The sequence below is a fragment of the Sphingomonas sp. genome, from assembly GCF_042091075.1.
Taxonomy (GTDB): Bacteria; Pseudomonadota; Alphaproteobacteria; order Sphingomonadales; family Sphingomonadaceae; genus Sphingomonas.
The window spans coordinates 1-18,827 of sequence record NZ_JBELIE010000005.1; the positions used below are offsets into that span (position 1 = coordinate 1).

17 protein-coding genes are annotated in these 18,827 nt (G+C 66.8%); 4 read left to right on the forward strand and 13 right to left on the reverse strand.

Annotated elements, in window-relative coordinates; translation table 11 throughout:
• Nucleotides 1-158: 158 nt before the first annotated feature.
• From ACFDSW_RS01005 to ACFDSW_RS01035, 7 genes are all read right to left on the reverse strand, one after another.
• Nucleotides 159-761 carry an ABC-type transport auxiliary lipoprotein family protein gene (locus ACFDSW_RS01005; protein ID WP_375248406.1) on the reverse strand — a complete coding sequence of 201 codons (603 nt, stop codon included), beginning with the start codon at nucleotides 759-761 and terminating at the stop codon, nucleotides 159-161.
• Nucleotides 758-1,720: an MlaD family protein gene (locus ACFDSW_RS01010; protein WP_375248407.1), complete on the reverse strand. Its 963-nt coding sequence runs from the start codon at nucleotides 1,718-1,720 to the stop codon at nucleotides 758-760. Before ACFDSW_RS01010 ends, ACFDSW_RS01005 begins: the two co-directional genes overlap by 4 nt.
• Complete coding sequence (locus tag ACFDSW_RS01015; protein ID WP_375248445.1) at nucleotides 1,720-2,655, reverse strand: ABC transporter ATP-binding protein; 936 nt, start codon at nucleotides 2,653-2,655, stop codon at nucleotides 1,720-1,722. The genes ACFDSW_RS01010 and ACFDSW_RS01015 overlap by 1 nt, the downstream gene beginning before the upstream one ends.
• Complete coding sequence (locus tag ACFDSW_RS01020; RefSeq protein WP_375248446.1) at nucleotides 2,655-3,764, reverse strand: MlaE family lipid ABC transporter permease subunit; 1,110 nt, start codon at nucleotides 3,762-3,764, stop codon at nucleotides 2,655-2,657. Before ACFDSW_RS01020 ends, ACFDSW_RS01015 begins: the two co-directional genes overlap by 1 nt.
• A 103-nt stretch (nucleotides 3,765-3,867) precedes the next feature.
• Complete coding sequence (locus tag ACFDSW_RS01025) at nucleotides 3,868-5,076, reverse strand: DUF445 domain-containing protein (RefSeq protein ID WP_375248447.1); 1,209 nt, start codon at nucleotides 5,074-5,076, stop codon at nucleotides 3,868-3,870.
• Between the two features lie 145 nt (nucleotides 5,077-5,221).
• Nucleotides 5,222-8,434 carry an efflux RND transporter permease subunit gene (locus ACFDSW_RS01030; RefSeq protein WP_375248408.1) on the reverse strand — a complete coding sequence of 1,071 codons (3,213 nt, stop codon included), beginning with the start codon at nucleotides 8,432-8,434 and terminating at the stop codon, nucleotides 5,222-5,224.
• 14 nt (nucleotides 8,435-8,448) lie between these two features.
• On the reverse strand, nucleotides 8,449-9,618 hold the full coding sequence (locus ACFDSW_RS01035) for an efflux RND transporter periplasmic adaptor subunit (RefSeq protein ID WP_375248409.1): 1,170 nt from the start codon (nucleotides 9,616-9,618) through the stop codon (nucleotides 8,449-8,451).
• A 160-nt stretch (nucleotides 9,619-9,778) separates the two neighbouring features.
• Here ACFDSW_RS01035 and ACFDSW_RS01040 point away from each other — a divergent pair, with 160 nt between their 5' ends.
• Nucleotides 9,779-10,528 carry an SIMPL domain-containing protein gene (locus tag ACFDSW_RS01040; protein WP_375248410.1) on the forward strand — a complete coding sequence of 250 codons (750 nt, stop codon included), beginning with the start codon at nucleotides 9,779-9,781 and terminating at the stop codon, nucleotides 10,526-10,528.
• Between the two features lie 103 nt (nucleotides 10,529-10,631).
• Here ACFDSW_RS01040 and ACFDSW_RS01045 read toward each other — a convergent pair whose 3' ends face one another.
• From ACFDSW_RS01045 to ACFDSW_RS01055, 3 genes are all read right to left on the reverse strand, one after another.
• Nucleotides 10,632-10,889, reverse strand: a complete 258-nt coding sequence (locus ACFDSW_RS01045) for a GlsB/YeaQ/YmgE family stress response membrane protein (protein ID WP_375248411.1) — start codon at nucleotides 10,887-10,889, stop codon at nucleotides 10,632-10,634.
• A 103-nt stretch (nucleotides 10,890-10,992) separates the two neighbouring features.
• On the reverse strand, nucleotides 10,993-11,292 hold the full coding sequence (locus ACFDSW_RS01050; RefSeq protein WP_375248412.1) for a DUF1153 domain-containing protein: 300 nt from the start codon (nucleotides 11,290-11,292) through the stop codon (nucleotides 10,993-10,995).
• Nucleotides 11,293-11,394: 102 nt separating this feature from the next.
• The gene (locus ACFDSW_RS01055) at nucleotides 11,395-11,565 is read right to left on the reverse strand and encodes a hypothetical protein (protein ID WP_375248413.1); all 171 of its coding nucleotides are present in this window, start codon (nucleotides 11,563-11,565) and stop codon (nucleotides 11,395-11,397) included.
• A 136-nt stretch (nucleotides 11,566-11,701) separates the two neighbouring features.
• Here ACFDSW_RS01055 and mnmA point away from each other — a divergent pair, with 136 nt between their 5' ends.
• Nucleotides 11,702-12,799 (forward strand): tRNA 2-thiouridine(34) synthase MnmA, encoded by a 1,098-nt coding sequence (gene mnmA / locus ACFDSW_RS01060; protein WP_375248414.1) that lies wholly within the window; start codon nucleotides 11,702-11,704, stop codon nucleotides 12,797-12,799.
• Between the two features lie 23 nt (nucleotides 12,800-12,822).
• On the opposite strand, the gene ACFDSW_RS01065 is transcribed toward mnmA, so the two are convergent.
• The 3 genes from ACFDSW_RS01065 to pdxH are packed head-to-tail and all read right to left on the reverse strand — an operon-like array spanning nucleotide 12,823 to nucleotide 15,181.
• The gene (locus tag ACFDSW_RS01065) at nucleotides 12,823-13,626 is read right to left on the reverse strand and encodes a PhzF family phenazine biosynthesis protein (protein ID WP_375248415.1); all 804 of its coding nucleotides are present in this window, start codon (nucleotides 13,624-13,626) and stop codon (nucleotides 12,823-12,825) included.
• A 29-nt stretch (nucleotides 13,627-13,655) separates the two neighbouring features.
• Complete coding sequence (locus tag ACFDSW_RS01070; protein ID WP_375248416.1) at nucleotides 13,656-14,603, reverse strand: cation diffusion facilitator family transporter; 948 nt, start codon at nucleotides 14,601-14,603, stop codon at nucleotides 13,656-13,658.
• Nucleotides 14,600-15,181, reverse strand: coding sequence for a pyridoxamine 5'-phosphate oxidase (pdxH, locus tag ACFDSW_RS01075; RefSeq protein WP_375248417.1), 582 nt, complete (start codon nucleotides 15,179-15,181; stop codon nucleotides 14,600-14,602). The genes ACFDSW_RS01070 and pdxH overlap by 4 nt, the downstream gene beginning before the upstream one ends.
• A gap of 204 nt (nucleotides 15,182-15,385) precedes the next feature.
• Here pdxH and ACFDSW_RS01080 point away from each other — a divergent pair, with 204 nt between their 5' ends.
• Together ACFDSW_RS01080 and ligD are read left to right on the forward strand one after the other, a co-directional pair.
• Nucleotides 15,386-16,279 carry a Ku protein gene (locus tag ACFDSW_RS01080; protein ID WP_375248418.1) on the forward strand — a complete coding sequence of 298 codons (894 nt, stop codon included), beginning with the start codon at nucleotides 15,386-15,388 and terminating at the stop codon, nucleotides 16,277-16,279.
• A gap of 6 nt (nucleotides 16,280-16,285) precedes the next feature.
• Nucleotides 16,286-18,745, forward strand: coding sequence for a DNA ligase D (gene ligD / locus ACFDSW_RS01085; protein WP_375248419.1), 2,460 nt, complete (start codon nucleotides 16,286-16,288; stop codon nucleotides 18,743-18,745).
• Nucleotides 18,746-18,827: the final 82 nt, after the last annotated feature.

Genomic DNA, 18,827 nt, shown 5'->3' on the forward strand with positions numbered 1-18,827 from the left:
CGTATACTCACTTTCCAGGCGAGCGCCTTCGACCACTCGGCCACCGCTCCGCATTCCCCGGGGCGTCAGGCCCTAGTGGAGCGCGGCGGATGGTGCAAGCGTCGGTTGTGCGCTTCGCTTCGCCCTGCCCCCTTGGCCCCGTCGCGCACCGGCGGGGATCAGCCGGCGCGAAGCCAGTCGGCGACCTGCGTGGCAACGTCGTTCGCGGCCTGGCTGAGCGCGCTGCCCGCCTGGACCGCGTCGATCGCGGTGACCGGCACCCGCGCCTCGAAGCGGCGCTTCTCGACGGTCTGGCGGCCCGCGCGGGTCAGCGAGGCGTCATAGATCACCACCGCCTGCCGTTGCGTCGCATCGAGGCCGAAGCTCCGCAATTCGCCCGACAGATCGGCACTCGGCTCCGAGAAAGACTGCGCCGCCGACAGCACCACCATATTCGCGCGGGCCGTCAACGTATCCGCCAGCAGGCGCGCAAACAGCCGCGCGGGCGGCTCGGACCATTGCGCGTCCTTCACATAGGCGATCTCGGTCGCGCTCGCCTGCACCGGCACGCGCACGGTGGAGATCGCCTGCGGCACGCTGGGCACCTGTACCACGATCGCCCGCGCGGTCGCCGAGGATTGCACCGCGCCAGGCTGCGGCTGCGCCACGGCGGATAGCGTCAGCAACTGCTTCGGCGGCTTGGCACCGAAGCTGAAACACGCCGCCAGCGGCAGGGACGCGGTAACGACGATCAGGCTCGCGGACATCCGACGCACGGTCATTTCCCCTTATACTCCGGCAGCTTCTGCTGGCCGATCAGCGAACTGGCGCCGCCCTGCTCGACACGTTGCGAAATCGCGGAGAGCGAGCCGGCCGTGACGCGCAGGTCGCGAACCAGCTGGTTGATCTGCGGAATCGTCTGCTTCGAGAAGGTCGTCAGGCCCGGTCGCGCATCGCCGATCGCGGCATTGAGCGTATCAGTGCTCTGCTTGGCGGAGCGGATCGTGTCGTTGAGGTTCGCCAGCGTCGGCTTGACGTCCTGCGTCATCACGCCGTTGGTGGTTTCCGCAAGCTTGCCGATCTGTTCCGCCGCGACCCCGGCCTGCGCGATCGCCACACGGGTTTGCGCCAGCGTCGCCGCGATTTCCGGCCCGCGATCCGCCAGCGCATCGGTCAGGCGGTTGGTATTGTCGAGGATGCCCGCGATCGACGCCTGGTTCTTGTCGCTGAGCATGCCCGTCAGCCGCTCGGTCAGCGTCGACAGCCGCTCCAGCAATTGCGGCGCGGAATTGAGGATCGCGCCGATCCCGCCGGTCTTTGTCGGGATCACGGGCACGCCCAGAGGGCACACGCTTTCGGCATTCTCTTCGGGGCAGGAGACCGGCGGCTGGCCCTTGATCGCGCCATCGAGGCTGACCGTGCTGGTGCCGGTGAAACTGCCCTGGATCGTCGCGGTGGTGCCGCGCAGGATCGGCGTATCGTTATTCACGCTGATGCGGACACGCACATATTGCGGATCGGGTTTCCACAGCGAGATCGTCTTCACCTGTCCCGACGGCACGCCGGAGAAGGTGACCGAGGACCCCTTCGCCAGCCCGTCGACCGCCTGACGAAAGAAAATATCGTACTCACGCTCCTCGTTGCCGCCGATTCGCGCGATCCACACGGTGAAGATCGCGACCATCGCAAGAAGGATCAGCACGACCGCGCCGACGAGGACATGGTTGGATCGCGTTTCCATCAGTCAGCCCCTGAAGCCCTGCGGGCGTTATTGTCGGCAAGGCCGCCCTGGCTCGCCTGCCCGATCGTCGTGGTCATCTCGTCAGCGGCCGCGGCGGCGCGCTGCGTGGCGGCCGTCGGCGCCGCATCGCGGTGCGCCTCCTGCGTCGCCACGGCGGCGCGGCCGCGCGGGCCGTTGAAATATTCCTGGATCCACGGGTGATCCAGCGCCAGCAGTTCCGCGATCGTACCCACCGCGATCACGCGCTTGTCCGCCAGCACCGCCACCCGGTCGCAGATCGCATAAAGCGTATCGAGATCGTGCGTGATCAGGAAGACGGTCAGCCCCAGCGTTTTCTGCAGCGACGCGGTCAGTTCATCGAACGCCGCCGCGCCGATCGGGTCGAGGCCAGCGGTCGGCTCGTCGAGGAACAGCAGGTCGGGATCCAGCGCCAGCGCACGCGCCAGCCCGGCGCGCTTCTTCATGCCGCCGGACAGTTCGGCCGGAAACTTCGGCCCCGCGTCTGACGGCAGCCCGGTCATCACCACCTTGTAGGAGGCGATTTCGTCGAGCAGCGAGAGATTGAGGTCGGGATAGAATTCGCGCAGCGGCACCTGCACATTCTCCGCCACCGTCAGCGTCGAGAACAGCGCGCCACCCTGGAACAGCACGCCCCAGCGTTTGCGGATGTCGACCGTCTCGGTCTCACTGCGGTCAAGCGTCGGCTCCCCGAACACCTCGACCTCGCCCGCGTCCGGTGATTGCAGCCCGATGATCGAGCGCATCAGCACCGACTTGCCCGTACCCGAGCCGCCGACCACGCCAAGGATCTCGCCGCGACGCACCTCCAGATCGAGGTTGTCATGGATCACCTGATCGCCAAAGCTGTTGCGCAGGCCGCGAACGCGGATCACGGGCCCGTCGTCGCGATCATCCTGTCGCTGATGTGCCGGCATCACAACCAACCGATCTGTTCGAAGAAGACCGCGAAGAAGGCATCGATGACGATCACCATGAAGATCGCCTGCACCACCGCCGCCGTCGTCTTCAAGCCGACCTGTTCCGCGTCGCCCTTCACCTGCATTCCCTGGAAACATCCCGCGATCGCGATCATCGCGCCGAAGACCGGCGCCTTGATCAAACCGACGAACAGATCGGTGATCGGCACCACCTCGCGGATGCGGGCCACATAGGCGACGGGCGGGATATCGAGCGAAATCCAGCACAGCAGCCCGCCGCCGATGATCGCGATGACCGACGAATAGAAGCCGAGCAGCGGCATCAACACGATCGCGGCGATCGTGCGGGGCAGCACCAGTGCCTCCATCGGCGATACGCCGATCGTCCGCATCGCGTCGATTTCCTCGGTCAACTGCATCGTGCCGAGTTGCGCCGCAAAGGCGGAGCCGGAGCGACCCGCGACCATGATCGCGGTCATCAGCACGCCCAGTTCACGCAAGGTGAGGCGGCCCACCAGATTGATCGTGAACGCCTCCGCGCCGAACTGCCGCAACTGCACCGCGCCCTGTTGCGCGATGACGATGCCGATCAGGAAGCTCATCAGCCCGATGATGCCCAGCGCGGACACGCCCACCACCTCGAACCGTTGCACCGTCGCGTTGAAGCGAAACCGCTTGGGGTGCCGGATCACCGCGCCGAACGCGATCAGCGTGGCGCCGAGGAAACCGAGCAGGCCAATTGCGGTCCGCGCCGAATGCATCGTCGCGTCGCCGATCTCCCCCAGCACCCGGCGGAAGGACGAGCGTGACGGCGGGCGCATCTGCACCGGCTGGTCCGCCGCGACGACCTGATCGAGCAGATGCTGTGCATCGCCCGTCAGCCCGGTAATGTCCGCCCGGTGCTGGCGAGCGAAGCGGTGGATCACCCAGGCGCCGATCGTGTCGATTCGCTCGATACCGGACAGGTCGAGCGATGCGACCTCCCCTCCCTCGCGATCCAGACGCTCGGGCACGTCGCCCAGCCGGGCCAGCGACATGTCGCCGGAAAAGCGCAGCACCCGCCCCGCCCCGTCCGAATCCTCACGATAGTCGGCTGCCGCACTCATCCAGCGATCCATGCGGCGACTGTCATGAGAGGGCAAGCGCTCCGCGACCCAAATCGTTCCGCGCGCGCATTGACTGCCGGTGCCGCGCCCGCGCGCCGCGGGCTCACAGCGCCACATCGACAATATGGATCGCCACCCCGACCAGCCCGCCGACCAGCGTGCCGTTAATGCGGATATATTGCAGGTCCTTGCCGACCGCATTCTCCAGCCGGTGCGTCACTGTGTCGGTATCCCAGCCCCGCACCGTTTCCGACACCAATCGCACGATCGCGTCGCCGTAATCGGCCGCCGCCCCCACCGCGGCGCGGCGGACGAAACGATTGATCGTGCGCGCCAGCCGGGGATCGTCCTGCAAGGTGATGCCCAGCTGGCGCAGCGCCTCGCCCAATTTGCCGCGCATCAGTTTTTCCGGATCACGCGCGGCCCGCAGCATCGCGACACGCGCCTGTTCCCACAGCCCGTTGATCCAGTCCTGCATGGCCGGATTCTCGAGCAGCTCGATCTTCACCCGTTCCACCCGGGCGCGCACCGCCGCGTCATGTTGAAGCTGCTGCGCCAGCGATCGCAACCCCTCCTCCACCTTCTGGCGCAACGGATGCTCGTGGTTCTCCGCCATCTCCGCCACCAGCCGGTCGAGACCCTGGATGATCTTGTTCGCGAGCGTTTCGTCCAGCCCTGTCCAGCGCAGGATCGAACCCGCGCGATCGTGCACCATCGCGCGGACGAGATGATCGTTGGCGGCCAGCGCGTCGCGCGCCCACCGCGCCGCATGATCGATCACCGGCCGATGGCGATCCTCCGCCACCGCCGCCTCAAGCGCGCGCCCCAGCATCGGCGACAGTTCGGTTTCGCGTACACGGGTCACCAGCATCGCCCGCACCATCCCGCCCAGACGCTCCTGATCGAGCGCCTGCAACACCTCCTGCGCGAGCCGCGAGGTGCCGCGCGCCAGCCGCCCGCCTGCCGCGCCCTGCGGCTGCGTCAGCCAGCGCCCCGCGGCGGCGGCGATATCCATCCGCCCCATCCGCCGTGCCACCACCGCCGGGGTCAGGAAATATTCGCGGAGGAACTGCGCGAGCTGATCGCCGATCCGGTCCTTGTTGCGCGGGATAATCGCGGTGTGCGGGATCGGCAGATGCAGCGGATGGCGGAACAGCGCGGTCACCGCGAACCAGTCCGCCAGCCCGCCGACCATCGCCGCCTCCGCGAAGGCGCGGACGACATCCCATGCCGGGTGACGCTCGGCGAGCAGCCGCGCCACCAGAAAGGTCGCCGCCATCGCCAGCAGCAGCCCCGTCGCTACCCGCCGCATCCGCACCAGCGCGGCCGGCGGAGGTGCCACGGCGCGGGCAGAAGGACGGATCGCAACGTTCATCGGCAGGACAATCCGCGATCCGTTCGAATGTTCAAGTCGTTTGGCGTACCAACCGAAAGGAAACCCGCCCGCCGACCGGCGCCTATTCCGCCGGATCGACCCCTTCGTCGCGGAAGCCGATCCGGCCGTGTGGTGCGCCGATCGCGCCGGCGGGGGCGTGATGCTCGATCACGCCTTGCTCGTCCCCGGGGCGATAGGTCAACAGGCGGCGACCCAGCCACGGCCCCAGCCGCCGCTCGACCCCGATCGCAAGCGAGAAGCACGCCGGCACGATCAGCAGCGTCAGGAGCGTCGACACGGACAGGCCGCCGATCACGACGATGCCCATCGGCGCCCGCCACGCCCCGTCCCCGGAGAGCGACAGCGCGGTCGGCACCATGCCGGCGACCATCGCCACCGTCGTCATCACGATCGGCTGCGCGCGCTTGTGCCCGGCGTCAATGATCGCGGCGCGCGGGGTCACCCCCGCCGCCATCTCCTCCAGCGCGAAGTCGATCAACAGAATCGAATTCTTGGCGACGATGCCCAGCAGCATCAGCAAGCCGATGAACACCGGCATCGACAGCGGATCGCCGACGACCAGCAGCGCGAGCAGCCCGCCGAGCGGCGCCAGCAGAAGCGACCCCATGTTGACCAACGGCGGCAGCAACCGGCGATAGAGCAGTACCAGTACCGAGAAGACGAGGAAGACGCCCGCGATCACCGCGAAGACGAAGTTGACGAGCATTTCCATCTGCCACTTCGCCTGGCCGACGTTCAGCTCCTGCACCCCGATCGGCAGCTTCTGCATCACCGGAAGCCGCTTGATCTGCTTCATCACGTTGCTCGTGACGATGCCGGGGGCAAGATCCGCCCCGACCGTCAACTGGCGCTGCTGATTGATGCGCGTGATCTTGGTCGGGCCGGAGCCGAAACCGATCTGCGCGACGAGACTGAGCGGCACCGAGCCGCCCGCCTGTGTCGCCACCGGCAGGTTCAGGATCGTATCCAGCCGCGAGCGCGAGCTTTCCGCCAGCGCGACGCGAATCGGCACCTGCCGGTCCGAAAGCGAGAAACGCGCGCTGTTCTGATCGAGATCGCCCAGCGTCGCGATGCGGATCGCGTTCGACAGCGCCGATGTGGTTACCCCCAATTGCGCGGCGAGGTCGAGCCGCGGCTTGATGATGATCTCCGGCCGGTTGAGATCGCCGGCGATCCGGGGCGCGAGCAATCCGGGCACCTTCGCCATCTGGCCGACCAGTTGATCCGCGGTACGGCGCAGCAGCACCGGATCGTCGCCGCCCAGCGTGATCGAGATGTCGCGATTGTTGTCGCCGAAACCGAATTGCGACTGGAAGTTCACCCGCGCGTCGGGGATTTCCGCCAGCGCCGGCGCAAGACGCCGCTCGAACTGCGTCGAGGTGATGTCGCGCTTCTCCTTCAGCGTGGCGATCACCCGGCCGTTGCCAACGAAGGTGCGGGTATAGAGGCTCTCCACCTCCGGCTGGTTCTTCAGGACGGCATAGACCTTGTCGACCACGTTCTGCGTCGTCGCCAGGGTAGCGCCCGGCGGCATCGTGATCGTCACCGCGCTGCGCGGCTGATCCACCGCCGGCTGAAACGTCATCGGGATGACGCCGAACAGCAGCAGCGTCAGCGCGAAGGCGATTCCGCCGATGCCGAGCGTCCACACGCGATGGTCGCGCCAATAGCCCAGCACGCGATGGATCCCCCCGCGCGCCCGCGCCGCCGGCGCGCCGCCATCGTCAAGCGTCCAGGCCAGCACGCGCTCGTACAGGCCGAGCAACCTGCCGCCATGATGATCGGCGTGGCCCGAGGATTTCAGGAAATAGGCGGCGATCATCGGCGTGATGAGCCGCGCGACCGCAAGGCTCATCAGCACCGCCACCACGACGGTCAGGCCGAAATTCTTGAAGAACTGCCCCGATATGCCCGGCATCAAGCCGACCGGCAGGAACACCGCGACGATCGCCATCGTCGTCGCCAGCACCGCGAGGCCAATCTCGTCCGCGGCATCGATCGACGCCTGATAGGCGCTTTTCCCCATCCGCATGTGCCGGACGATATTCTCGATCTCGACGATCGCATCGTCGACCAGCACACCCGCGACCAGGCTGAGCGCTAGCAGCGTCATCTGGTTCAGCGTGAAGCCCATCAGGTCCATGAACCAGAAGGCCGGAATCGCCGACAGCGGAATCGCCAGCGCGGATATCAGCGTCGCGCGCCAATCGCGGAGGAACAGAAAGACCACCACGACCGCGAGGATCGCGCCCTCCAGCATCGCGTGGAGCGCGCTCTTATATTGCTCCATCGCATATTTCGACCCGTCGACGCGCATCTTGAAATGCACCTTCGGGTTGCGCTTCTCCAGCGCCTCCAGCCGCTGCTTCGCCTCGCGGAAGACGGTGACGTCGGATGCGCCCTTCGCGCGCTTGAAATCGAAGCTCAGCGCGGCATGGCCATCGACCGCCGCCGCGCTGCGCTGTTCGGCGTAGAGATCGCGTACCGTCGCGACGTCCGACAGGCGGATCGTGCGGCCATTTCCGACGCTGATCTGCGTCTGTCCGAGTTCGTAGGCGTTGGCGGCATTGCCCAGCACGCGCACCGATTGCTCCGCACCCGCGATTTCCGCACGGCCGCCCGCGGCATCCAGGTTCACCTGCCGTAGCTGCTGGTTGATCTGGCTGGCGGTCAGACCATAGGACGTCAGTTTCGCCGGATCGAGGATGACGCGAATCTCGCGGCTGACCCCGCCATTACGCTCGACGCTGCCCATGCCCGGCACCGACAGCAGCTCCTTGGCGACGGTATTGTCGATGTACCAGCTGAGCTGTTCCAGCGTCATGTCGGTCGCGACCGCGGTGAAGCTGCCGAGATCGTCGTCGTTCACCTTGACCCGCTGTACCTGCGGCTCGAGGATCCCCTCGGGCAGGTTCGCGCGGATCTGCGTCACCGCGTCGCGCGACTCGTTCACCGCGCGATCGACCGGCGTGCCGATCGTCAGCTGGACAAATGTTGTCGACACGCCCTCGGACACGAACGACTGGATTTCGTCGACGCCCTCCAGCGTCCGAACCGCCGCCTCGACGCGCTGCGTCACCTGCGTTTCCAGCTCGCTCGGCGCGGCGCCCGGCTGATTGATCGTGATCGTCACCGCCGGGAAATCGATGTCCGGCTCCTGATTGACGTCCATGCGGATGAAGCTGACGATGCCCGCGACCGTCAGCATCATGAACAGCACGATCGACGGCACCGGATTGCGGATCGACCAGGCGGAAATGTTGCGGAAGCCCATGACCTGGCTGCTCCTCAGCGTGCGCCCGTTTGCCGCACCGGTTTGACCAGCTGCCCGGGGTTCAGGAACGCCCCCGCCGACAGCACGACGCGCTCGTCGCCGTTCAGGCCGCTGGCGATCGCGACCTTGTTTTCGGTCACGGAACCCAGCGTCACCTCGCGGCGCCGTGCGCGATTATCGGCATCGACGATATAGACGTAATTGCCGCGCGTGTCGCTCAGCAACGCCGATTGCGGCAATTCGGGCTGGCGCGCGCCGCCGGCGACGATCGTGGCGGACGCGAAGCCGCCGGGGCGCAGCGCCGGATTGTATGACAATTGAATGCGCGCGATCCCCTGACGCGTCTGTGGGTCGATCACCGGGGCGATCTGCCACACCGTCCCGGCGAAGCTGCGTTGCTCTCCCACCGGCGTCACCTGCGCGCTCGATCCGACATGGATCGTCTGCAGATCCGATTCGGACAGCTGCGCGCGCATTTCCATCTGGCCATCGCGCGCCATGCGGAACAGCACGCCGGTGGCGGAACTGACGATCTGCCCCGGCTCCACCCCGCGGGTCAGGATCAGCCCGGCGGCGGGCGCGCGAATATCCAGCCGCGCATTGCGTGCGCGCTGCTCGGACAACGCCGCCTGCGACACCCGCACCCGCGCCGCCGCCGCGTCGCGCGTGGCAATGCGGCGTTGCACGTCCGCCTTCGAGATGAAGCCCCGATCGACCAGGCTCCGCGCGCGATCCAGCTCCGCCTGCGCCAGCGTCAGATCGGAGCGGGCGACGTTGATCTGGCTCGCCAGCGAGGCGGCAGTCTGCGTCTGGACCGAGCGGTCGATCGTCGCCAGCACCTGGCCCGCACGGACCCATTGGCCGGGTTCGACCAGCACCCGCGCAACCATCCCGCCTTCGCCCGCGACGCCGACCGGCATCTCGCGCTTGGCCGCGAGCGATCCGGTCGCCGCGATCGTCCGCTCGACATTCTGCGCCCCGGGAACGACGACGGTGACGCTGGGCGCCTGATCCGCGGCGGCGGGAGCGTCCGGCGCATCCTTCGCGCGGAACGCGACATACGCGCCGATCGCGGCCAGCAGCGCGACAATGCCCGCCAGGACGAACCACCGCCGCCGGCGGCGCACGGTCGTCTCACCGATGGCCAGCTGCTCCCCCTCCAGATTACCGCTCACGAACGTCATGGTCCCCTTTCCCGAGCGGCGTGTATTACGATGGTAGATCACCGAACACAAGGGGAGCACCGCCGAAGTGGATCAAGACCCGAACGCCTCCGTCCGGCGCGTTCAGCTTGCGTTTCGACGCGGGATTGCACAGCCCGGGCATCACAACGGGAGATCATTGATGCGTGTACCTTCGGGCTGGCCGACCTTTGGCGCGATCGCCGCGCTGTCCGTTCTCGCGACCGCGGGGACGGCCTCGGCGCAGATCGCGCTGCCGATGGCGACGGTGGTGCCGGACGGCACCGTCCTAGACGTCACCGCGACCGGCATGGTCAGCCGGACCCCCGATATCGCGACGATCCGCGCGGGCGTCGTCACGCAGAACGCGATCGCCGCGACCGCCCTGTCGAACAATGCGACGCGCATGGCGTCGGTGGTCGGCGCGCTGAAGGCCGCCGGCATCGCCGATCGTGACATCACCACCAGCAACGTCGCCCTCTCGCCGCAATATCGCTATGCGGACAACCAGCCGCCGGTCGTCACCGGATATCAGGCCAGCAACACCGTGACGGTGAAGTTCCGCGACGTGAAGAAGGCCGGCCCGGTGCTCGACGCGCTGGTCCGCGCGGGCGCCAATCAGATCGACGGCCCGTCGATGTCGCTCGCCGATCCCGACAGCGCATTGGATGAGGCGCGCGCCGATGCGGTGACCCGCGCGCGCGCGAAGGCGGCGCTGTACGCGAAGGCGGCGGGCATGACGGTGGCGCGGGTCGTGTCGATCAGCGAGACGGGCGAGAATGGCGGCGAACGCCCCGAAATGCCGATGTTCCGGGTTCAGGCGATGGCCGCGCGCGACTCGGCGCCGACGATGGTGATGGCGGGTTCCACCGACGTCACCGCGACGCTGAGCGTGCGGTTTCTGCTGAAATAGGAAGATCAATGCCGGGGTGGCTGCCGCCCCGGCATGCAGACGCAACGAAACGGCCGCCCGGTTGTCCGGGCGGCCGTATGTTCATCCCATCCAGGCGCGGTGGTTAGCGAACGCTACCGCGACGGACGAGGTTGACGATCGCCAGCAGAACGACTGCCCCCAGCAACGAGACCAGGAACGAATAGATCGTCAGCGGCTGGTTGTTGATAGAACCGCCAGTGAACAGCAGTCCACCAATGAAGGCGCCGACGATGCCGACGATGATATTCAGGAAGATACCCTGCTGCGCGTCGGTGCGCATGATGATGCTGGCGAGCCAACCAATGACACCGCCGATGATCAGCCAAACAATAAGACCCATAGCTCATCTCCCCTGCGTTGCGCTCGACCGGCGAGGCACTCTGGCGGAAAAGACTCACGAAGCCACGGAATTGTTCCGGTCCCGTATTCACACAAAATCGCAATCAATATTTTTGCTGGCGCTCGTATAATGACTTGTAGTGCTGGATGCGCGTGACGCGCAGGCCCGGCATGCCGGAACGATCGATCGCGCGTTGCCAGCCGGCGAATTCCTCCACCGTCAGATTATAGCGCTGGCATACCTCATCCACCGTCAGCAGGCCGCCATTGACGGCCGCCACCACCTCCGCCTTGCGCCGCACGACCCAGCGCGTGGTGTCGGCTGGCGGCAGCGACTCGATCGTGAGCGGCTCGCCGAGCGGGCCGATCACTTTGGCGGGGCGGATTTTCTGGTTCTCGATCATTCCATAACCTCGGCTCGGGGCGTGGCCCCCAATCCCTGTCTCGGGTCCTCGCTACGGACCATCGCTTGAAGACTACCTAAAATGGCTCGGTTAACGGGCCGTTCACTGTTTTCGCCAGCTGAGCGCCAGGGCCGCCGCGGCCGGATTGAACGCGCCCGCGCCCTCCGGCAGCGGCGTGCGTGCCGCCAGTTCGCGCGCCAGATGCGCGGTTGGGGACCCGGCCTGGCGGGCCCGCATTTCGGCCAGCGGCAGCGGTTTCGGCGGGTGGCTCATAGTGCGTCATCATCGTTCGCCATCAATTGGTTCGAGGCGTGTCGCACAAGGCTGCTGAAGGTCTCGTAAAGCCCGATGAAACGCTTCGTTCATCAGGGTTTACGGTGACCATGCCGACACGGTAAAAGAGCCCATCATGGACATGGTGGATTTTCAGTTGCCGACGGGCGCGCGGCGCATCGTGGTGGCGATGTCGGGCGGGGTCGACAGCTCGGTGGTCGCGGCGCTGGCGGCGGCGAGCGGCGCGGAGACGATCGGCGTCACGCTACAACTCTATGATCACGGCGAGGCGACCCGGCGCGCCGGCGCGTGCTGCGCGGGCCGCGACATCCGTGATGCGCGCGCGGTATGCGATCGGCTGGGCATCGCCCATTATGTGTTCGATCATGAATCAAGCTTCCGCGAGCAGGTGGTCGATCGGTTCGCTGACGAATATCTTGCCGGGCGCACCCCGATCCCGTGCGTGCAATGCAACATGGGCCCGAAATTCACCGATCTGTTCGCCCTCGCGCGCGATCTGGGTGCGGACTGCCTCGCCACCGGCCATTATGTGCGACGGGTCGTCGGGACGGACGGCCCGCAACTGCATCGCGCCCTCGACCCGGCCCGCGACCAGAGCTATTTCCTGTTCGCGACCACCCGCGCGCAGCTCGATTTCCTGCGCTTCCCGCTGGGCGGGCTGCCCAAAAGGCGGGTGCGCGAACTCGCCACCGAAATGGGGCTGATCGTCGCCGACAAGCCCGACAGCCAGGATATCTGCTTCGTGCCCGACGGCGATTATGCCTCACTCGTCAAGAAGCTGCGTCCCGAGGCGGCGGCGACCGGCGATATCGTCGATCTGTCGGGGCGCAAGCTGGGCGAGCATCGCGGGCTGGTGCATTATACCGTCGGGCAACGTCGCGGGTTGGAGATCGGCGGCACGCCCGAGCCGCTCTATGTAGTGCGGCTCGATCCGCAGGCGCAGCGCGTGGTGGTCGGCCCGCGTGCCGCGCTGGCGGTGGCGGCGGCACGGCTGGACGATCTCAACGTGCTGGGCCCGCTCGACGGCGCGCTGACGGCGAAGGTGCGCTCGATGGCGAAGCCGGTGCCCGCGCGTATAACGGGGGACCTGCTGGAGTTCGCCGCCCCCGAATATGGCGTCGCGCCGGGCCAGGCCGCGGTGCTGTACGATGGCGAGCGCGTGCTGGGCGGCGGCTGGATCGCGACGACGCAACCCGCGCTGGCCGCCGCGTAACACCGACGTCGCTACCGCGCGGGTCAGGGCAGCAGGAACGCGCCCTCGATCACCGTCACACACTGCCCGCGCAGATACACGCGATCGCCCGCCAGACGGCAGCCGATGCGACCGCCGCGCGCGCTCGCCTGAAACGCGCTGAAGCTGTCGCGGCCGAGCACCCCGGCGTAATAGGGCGTCAGCACCGCATGCGCCGACCCGGTCACCGGATCCTCGGGAATGTCGAAATAATGCGTGAAGACGCGGCTGACGACATCGGCCGAATCGCCGCGCGCCGCGACGATCAGCACATAGGGGCCGAGCGCGCGGACCTTCGCCGGATCGGGGGCGGCCGCACGCACCGCCGCTTCGTCGCGCACCACCACCAGCGCATAGCCCTTGTCGTGCCACAGCGTCTCAACCGGCTCCACGCCAAGCGCGGCGACGATCTCGGGGATGGCTTTGGGCTGCGCGATCCAGGCGGGCAGCGCCATCTCATAACCCGTTCCCGCCCCCGGCGCGCGCGCGACCGACAACAGCCCGGCCTGCCGCGTGCGAAAGGTGACGCGGTCGCGCGTCGAATCGGAGGCGAGCACGACATGCCCGCTCGCCAGCGTCGCATGGCCGCACAGCGCGACCTCCGCCGCCGGGGTGAACCAGCGCAGTTCGTAATCCGCCGCACCGCTGGCATCCGCCACCAGAAAGGCGGTTTCGGACAGATTGTTTTCCTGCGCGATCCGCTGCAGCATCGCATCGTCGAGCCATTGCGCCAGCGGCATCACCGCGGCGGGATTGCCTGCAAACGGCGCATCGGCAAAGGCGTCGACCTGCGTGAAGGATATGCGCACGCGCGCCACTCCGTTCGTGATGGCGCCGATCAGACGCGCTTGGAAAACCAGTGCGGCGTCACATCCGCCTCGACCAGCGGATTGTCGGTGTCGACATGCCCTTCCGGATCGAGGTGGATCAGCGTTTCGACACGCGGGAAGGCGCCACGTAACGCCCCCTCGACCTGTTCAACGATATGATGCGCGTCACGCACCGACAATTCCGGATCGACCTCCATATGGAATTGCGCGAATTCATGGCTGCCCGCGCGGCGGGTGCGGAAGTCGTGGATACCGCGAATACCGGGCTGCCGCGCGGCCACCTCCATGAAGGCGGCGCGCTGATCCTCGGGCCACTCCTTATCCATCAGCATGTCGATCGCCTGGCTCGATGCCGAGAAGGCACCGAACGCCAGCCAGCCGGCAATCGCGATGCCGAAGATCGGATCGGCGCCCGCCACGCCGAGATATTGCTCCAGCACCAACGCCGCGATCACCGCCACGTTCAGCAGCACGTCGGACTGATAATGGACGTTGTCCGCCAGGATCGCGACCGAGCCGGTACGCCGGATTACGTGACGCTGATAGGCCAGCAGCGCGAAGGTGGCGAGGATCGCGGCGACCGACACGCCGATGCCCAGAGCCGCATCGTCGTTGACCGCCGGCGCCGACAATCGTTCGACCGCACGCCACGCGATGCCGATCGCGGAGGCGGTGATCAACACCACCTGGAACAGCGCCGCCAGGGCCTCCGCCTTGCCATGCCCGAAACGGTGATCCTGGTCCGCCGGCTCCGCCGCCAGCTTGACCCCGTACAGCGTGACGAGGCTAGCGAGCAGATCGAGCCCGGTGTCCGCCAGACTGCCCAGCATCGCGACCGAGCCGGTATGAAGGGCGGCATAGCCCTTGATGAGCAACAGCGAGCACGCCATCGCCACGCTGGCCAGCGCGGCGCGCATCGCCATTGGAATCACACGGCGGCGTTCGTCCTGCGTCATGGATACAGGAATCCCTCATCCCAGCCGCCGCCCGCAGCGGGCAGGAACAGGCGACGTTCGTGCAGACGGTGCGCGCGGTCCTGCCAGAATTCAAGTCGTTCCGGCGTGACGCGATAACCGCCCCAGAACGGCGGGCGCGGGACGTCCTGTCCGTCAAAGCGCGCCTTCATCTCCTCGAAGCGCGCCTCGAATGTGGCACGGGCATCCAGCGGGCGTGATTGCTCCGAGGCCCATGCGCCGAGCTGCGAATCGCGCGACCGGGTCGCGAAATAGGCGTCGCTCTCGTCATCGCCGACGATATCGACCGGGCCTTCGATTCGAACCTGCCGCCGCAGCGATTTCCAGTGGAACAGCAACGCCGCGCGCGGTTGGGCCGCGAGGTCGTCCGCCTTGCGGCTGCCGCGATTGGTGTAGAACACGAAGCCGTCGCGCCCGTGCCCTTTCAGCAGCACCATGCGCAGCGAGGGCTGGCCGGCGGCATCGACGGTGGCCAGCGCCATCGCATTGGGATCATTCGGTTCGCTGTCCCGCGCCTCGGCATACCAATGATCGAACAGCAGGAAGGGATCGTCGGCCATGACGCCCCCATACCGCCCCCCGCGCACGCCGTCACCTGCAGGCGTGATATAACGATTGGCCGACGTCATGTGCACGTGACGTGCGTGATACGATCGGCGGCCGATCGGCGACGATATCGCCCGCGACCATCCGGCTGCCGTGCCCTGAACGGAACTCCCCCTGTTTCAATGGATTGAATCGGCTTCGCAACGAGAGGCACGGCGATGGCGGCGCGCGCGTATTGGCAGGGGCAGATCCGGTTGGCGCTCGTATCGATCCCCGTGGAGATCTATTCTGCGACGCGATCGGGCGCGCAGATCAGCTTTCACCAGATTCACGAACCTTCGGGGAAGCGGATCAAATATGAAAAGGTCGCACCCGGTATCGGCCCCGTTGACGCCGATGAGATCATCAAGGGCTTCGAGGTAGAGAAAGGCGAATATGTCCTGCTCGACCAGGACGAGATCGACGCGGTCAAGCTCGAGTCGAAGAAGACCTTGGAACTCACGCAGTTCGTCGATGCTCACGAAATCGACGTTCTTTATTACGAAAAGCCCTATTTCGTCATCCCCGCCGATGATCTGGCCGAGGAAGCCTTTATCGTCCTGCGCGAGGCGCTGCGGCGAACGAAGAAAGTCGGGCTGGGGCAATTGGCGATGCGCGGACGCGAATATATCGTCAGCCTGAAACCGTGCGGCCGCGGCATGGTGCTGGAAACCCTGCGCTACGCCGATGAGGTGCATCGCGCGCAGGGCTATTTCCGCGACATCCCCGACGACAAGCCGGAACCCGAGCTGCTCGATCTGGCCGAGGCGCTGATCGAGAAGAAGGCCGCCGCGTTCGATCCCAAGGAGTTTCACAATCGCTACGTCGATGCGCTGAAGGAGCTGATCGAGCGCAAGCGAAAGGCGCATGGCAAGAAGATCATCGAGGAAAAGGACGACGGACCCGTGCGATCGGGCTCCAACGTGGTCGACCTGATGGCCGCGCTCAAGAAGTCGATGGAAAAGTCGGGGAATGCCACCGCCACGCGCGCCGCGTCGACCAAGAAGGCGCCCGCGAAAAAGCCCGCCGCGCGCAAGACGCCCGCCAAAACTCCGGCGAAGAAAAGCGCCTGACCGGCAATGGAAAGCGCCACCGATCCGCTTGCCGCCTATAACGCCAAGCGCGATTTCTCCCGCACCGCCGAACCGGCGGGCACACTGGCGCCCGGACATGGCAACAGTTTCATGGTGCAGAAGCACGATGCGACGCGGCTGCACTGGGACTTCCGGCTGGAGGTGGACGGCGTCCTGAAAAGCTGGGCGGTGACGCGCGGCCCCAGCCTCGACCCGGCTGAGAAGCGGCTCGCGGTGCGCACCGAGGATCACCCTTTATCCTATGCCACGTTCGAGGGCACGATCCCCGCGGGTGAATATGGCGGCGGCACGGTGATGCTGTGGGATCGCGGTACCTGGGCGCCGATCAAGGGCAAGAGCGCGAAGGACATCGACAAGGGCCATCTGCATTTCGTCCTCGATGGCGAGCGCATGAAGGGCGAGTGGCTGCTGATCAGGCTGAAACCGCGCGGCAAGGAAAAGCGTGAGAACTGGCTGCTACGCAAGATCGACGATGCCTTCGCGGGGCCGACCGACCTGCTGACCGAGGGCGCGCTGACCAGCGTGGCGAGCGGGCGGACGATGCAGGAAATCGCCGAGGGCAAGAAGGGTGCCCCGGCCCGCGCCTCCACGACGAAGGCGCCGGGGCGTGGCAAGGCAAAATCGAAACCGGCACCCTCATCCCCTCCCCCGTTCGAGGCGCCGCAGCTCTGCACCCTCGTCGACGCCGTACCGGGCGGCAGCGAGTGGCTAAACGAGGTGAAATACGACGGTTATCGCGCGTTGATCGCGATCGGCGGTGGGAAGGCGCGCGTGTTCACCCGCAGCGGGCTCGATTGGACCGACAAATTCGCCGCGATCGCCGACGCTGCCGCGCGCCTGCCGGTGGGCAGCGCGCTGATCGACGGCGAGATCGTCGCCTTTCGCGACGGGCGCCCGGATTTTTCGACTCTGAAGGACGCGATCTCCGGCGGCGGCGACATGACCCTGTTTGCGTTCGACGTGCTGGAGCTTGATGGCGAAGATCTGCGCGCGCTGCCCAATATCGATCGCAAGGAACGATTGCGGCCCCTTCTCGCGAACGCGGCGCCGCGGCTGCAGTTCGCCGAGCATGTCGTCGGCGCGGGCGAACGCCTGTTCGAGACGATGTGCAACGAAGGCCTTGAGGGGATCGTGTCGAAACGTGCCGACGCGCCCTATCGCGGCCGCCGCACGCAGGCGTGGCTGAAGATCAAATGCACACGCCGGCAGGAATTCGTCATCGTCGGATGGCTTCCGTCGGACAAGAAGCGCGGCTTCCGCTCGCTGCTGCTGGGCGTGCACGAGGACGGCGCGCTGCGATATGCGGGGAAGGTCGGCACCGGCTTCTCCGCCGAGCTGATGAACGATCTGCGGACGCAACTCGACAGGCTTGCCCGCAAGACCGCGACCGTCGCGGCGCCGCGCGCGGCGGTGCGCGGCGCACATTGGGTAACACCCCGGCTGGTGGCCGAGATCGCCTTTACCGAAACGACCCCCGATGGCGTATTGCGGCATCCGAGCTTCCTGGGGCTGCGTGGCGACAAATCCGCCAGCGACGTCACGCTCGAACGCCCCGCTCCTTCCTCGGCCGCGACGCCGCCCGCCAGCGCGGTCAAGGTGTCGAGCCGCGATCGGGTGATCTTTCCCGACAGCAAGGTCACCAAGGGGCAACTCGCGGATTATTATGCCGCGATCGCGCCGATCATGCTGCCATGGGTCGCGCGCCGCCCGATCAGCCTTGTCCGCTGCCCGCAGGGGCGCGGCAAACAATGCTTCTTTCAGAAGCATGACGCGGGGTCGTTCGGCGAGCAGGTGCATCGCGTGCCGATCCGCGAAAAGGACGGGTCGACCGAGGATTATCTCTATCTCGACAGCGCCGACGGGCTGGTGGCGTGCGTGCAGATGGGGACGATCGAATTCCATGGCTGGGGCGCGACGGTCGATGCGCTCGAATGCCCGGACCGGCTGGTCTTCGACCTCGATCCCGACGAGGGGCTGGACTTCGCCGATACCAAGCGCGCCGCCGAGCATCTGAAGGCGCAGCTCGCCGAACTGGGGCTGGTCAGCTTTCCGTTGCTGTCGGGTGGCAAGGGGGTACACGTCGTGGTGCCGCTCACCCCGCGCGCGGATTGGCCGGCCGTCAAGGATTTCGCGGATCGGTTCGCGCGCGCACTGGCGCAGGCGGAGCCCGACCGTTTTACCGCGACGATGGCCAAGGCGAAGCGCAAGGGGCGGATCTTCATCGACTGGCTCCGCAATCAGCGCGGCGCGACCGCGATCATGCCTTATTCGGCCCGCGCGCGCGCCGGCGCGCCGGTGGCGGCGCCGGTTTCATGGAGCGAGTTGCGCGATCTTGACACCGCCGCGCGATGGCATGTCGAGGATCTCGACGATCTGCTGGCGCGCGCGACATCCCGCGCGTTGCAGGGGTGGGGCGTGGCGGATCAGACGCTGCCGGATCTGTAGGCCCGCGCGCCCGGATCGCGCACCCCATAAGCCCCCTGCAAAACCTTTGTCTTGCATCGCAGCATCGCCTAGGGTCGCTGGC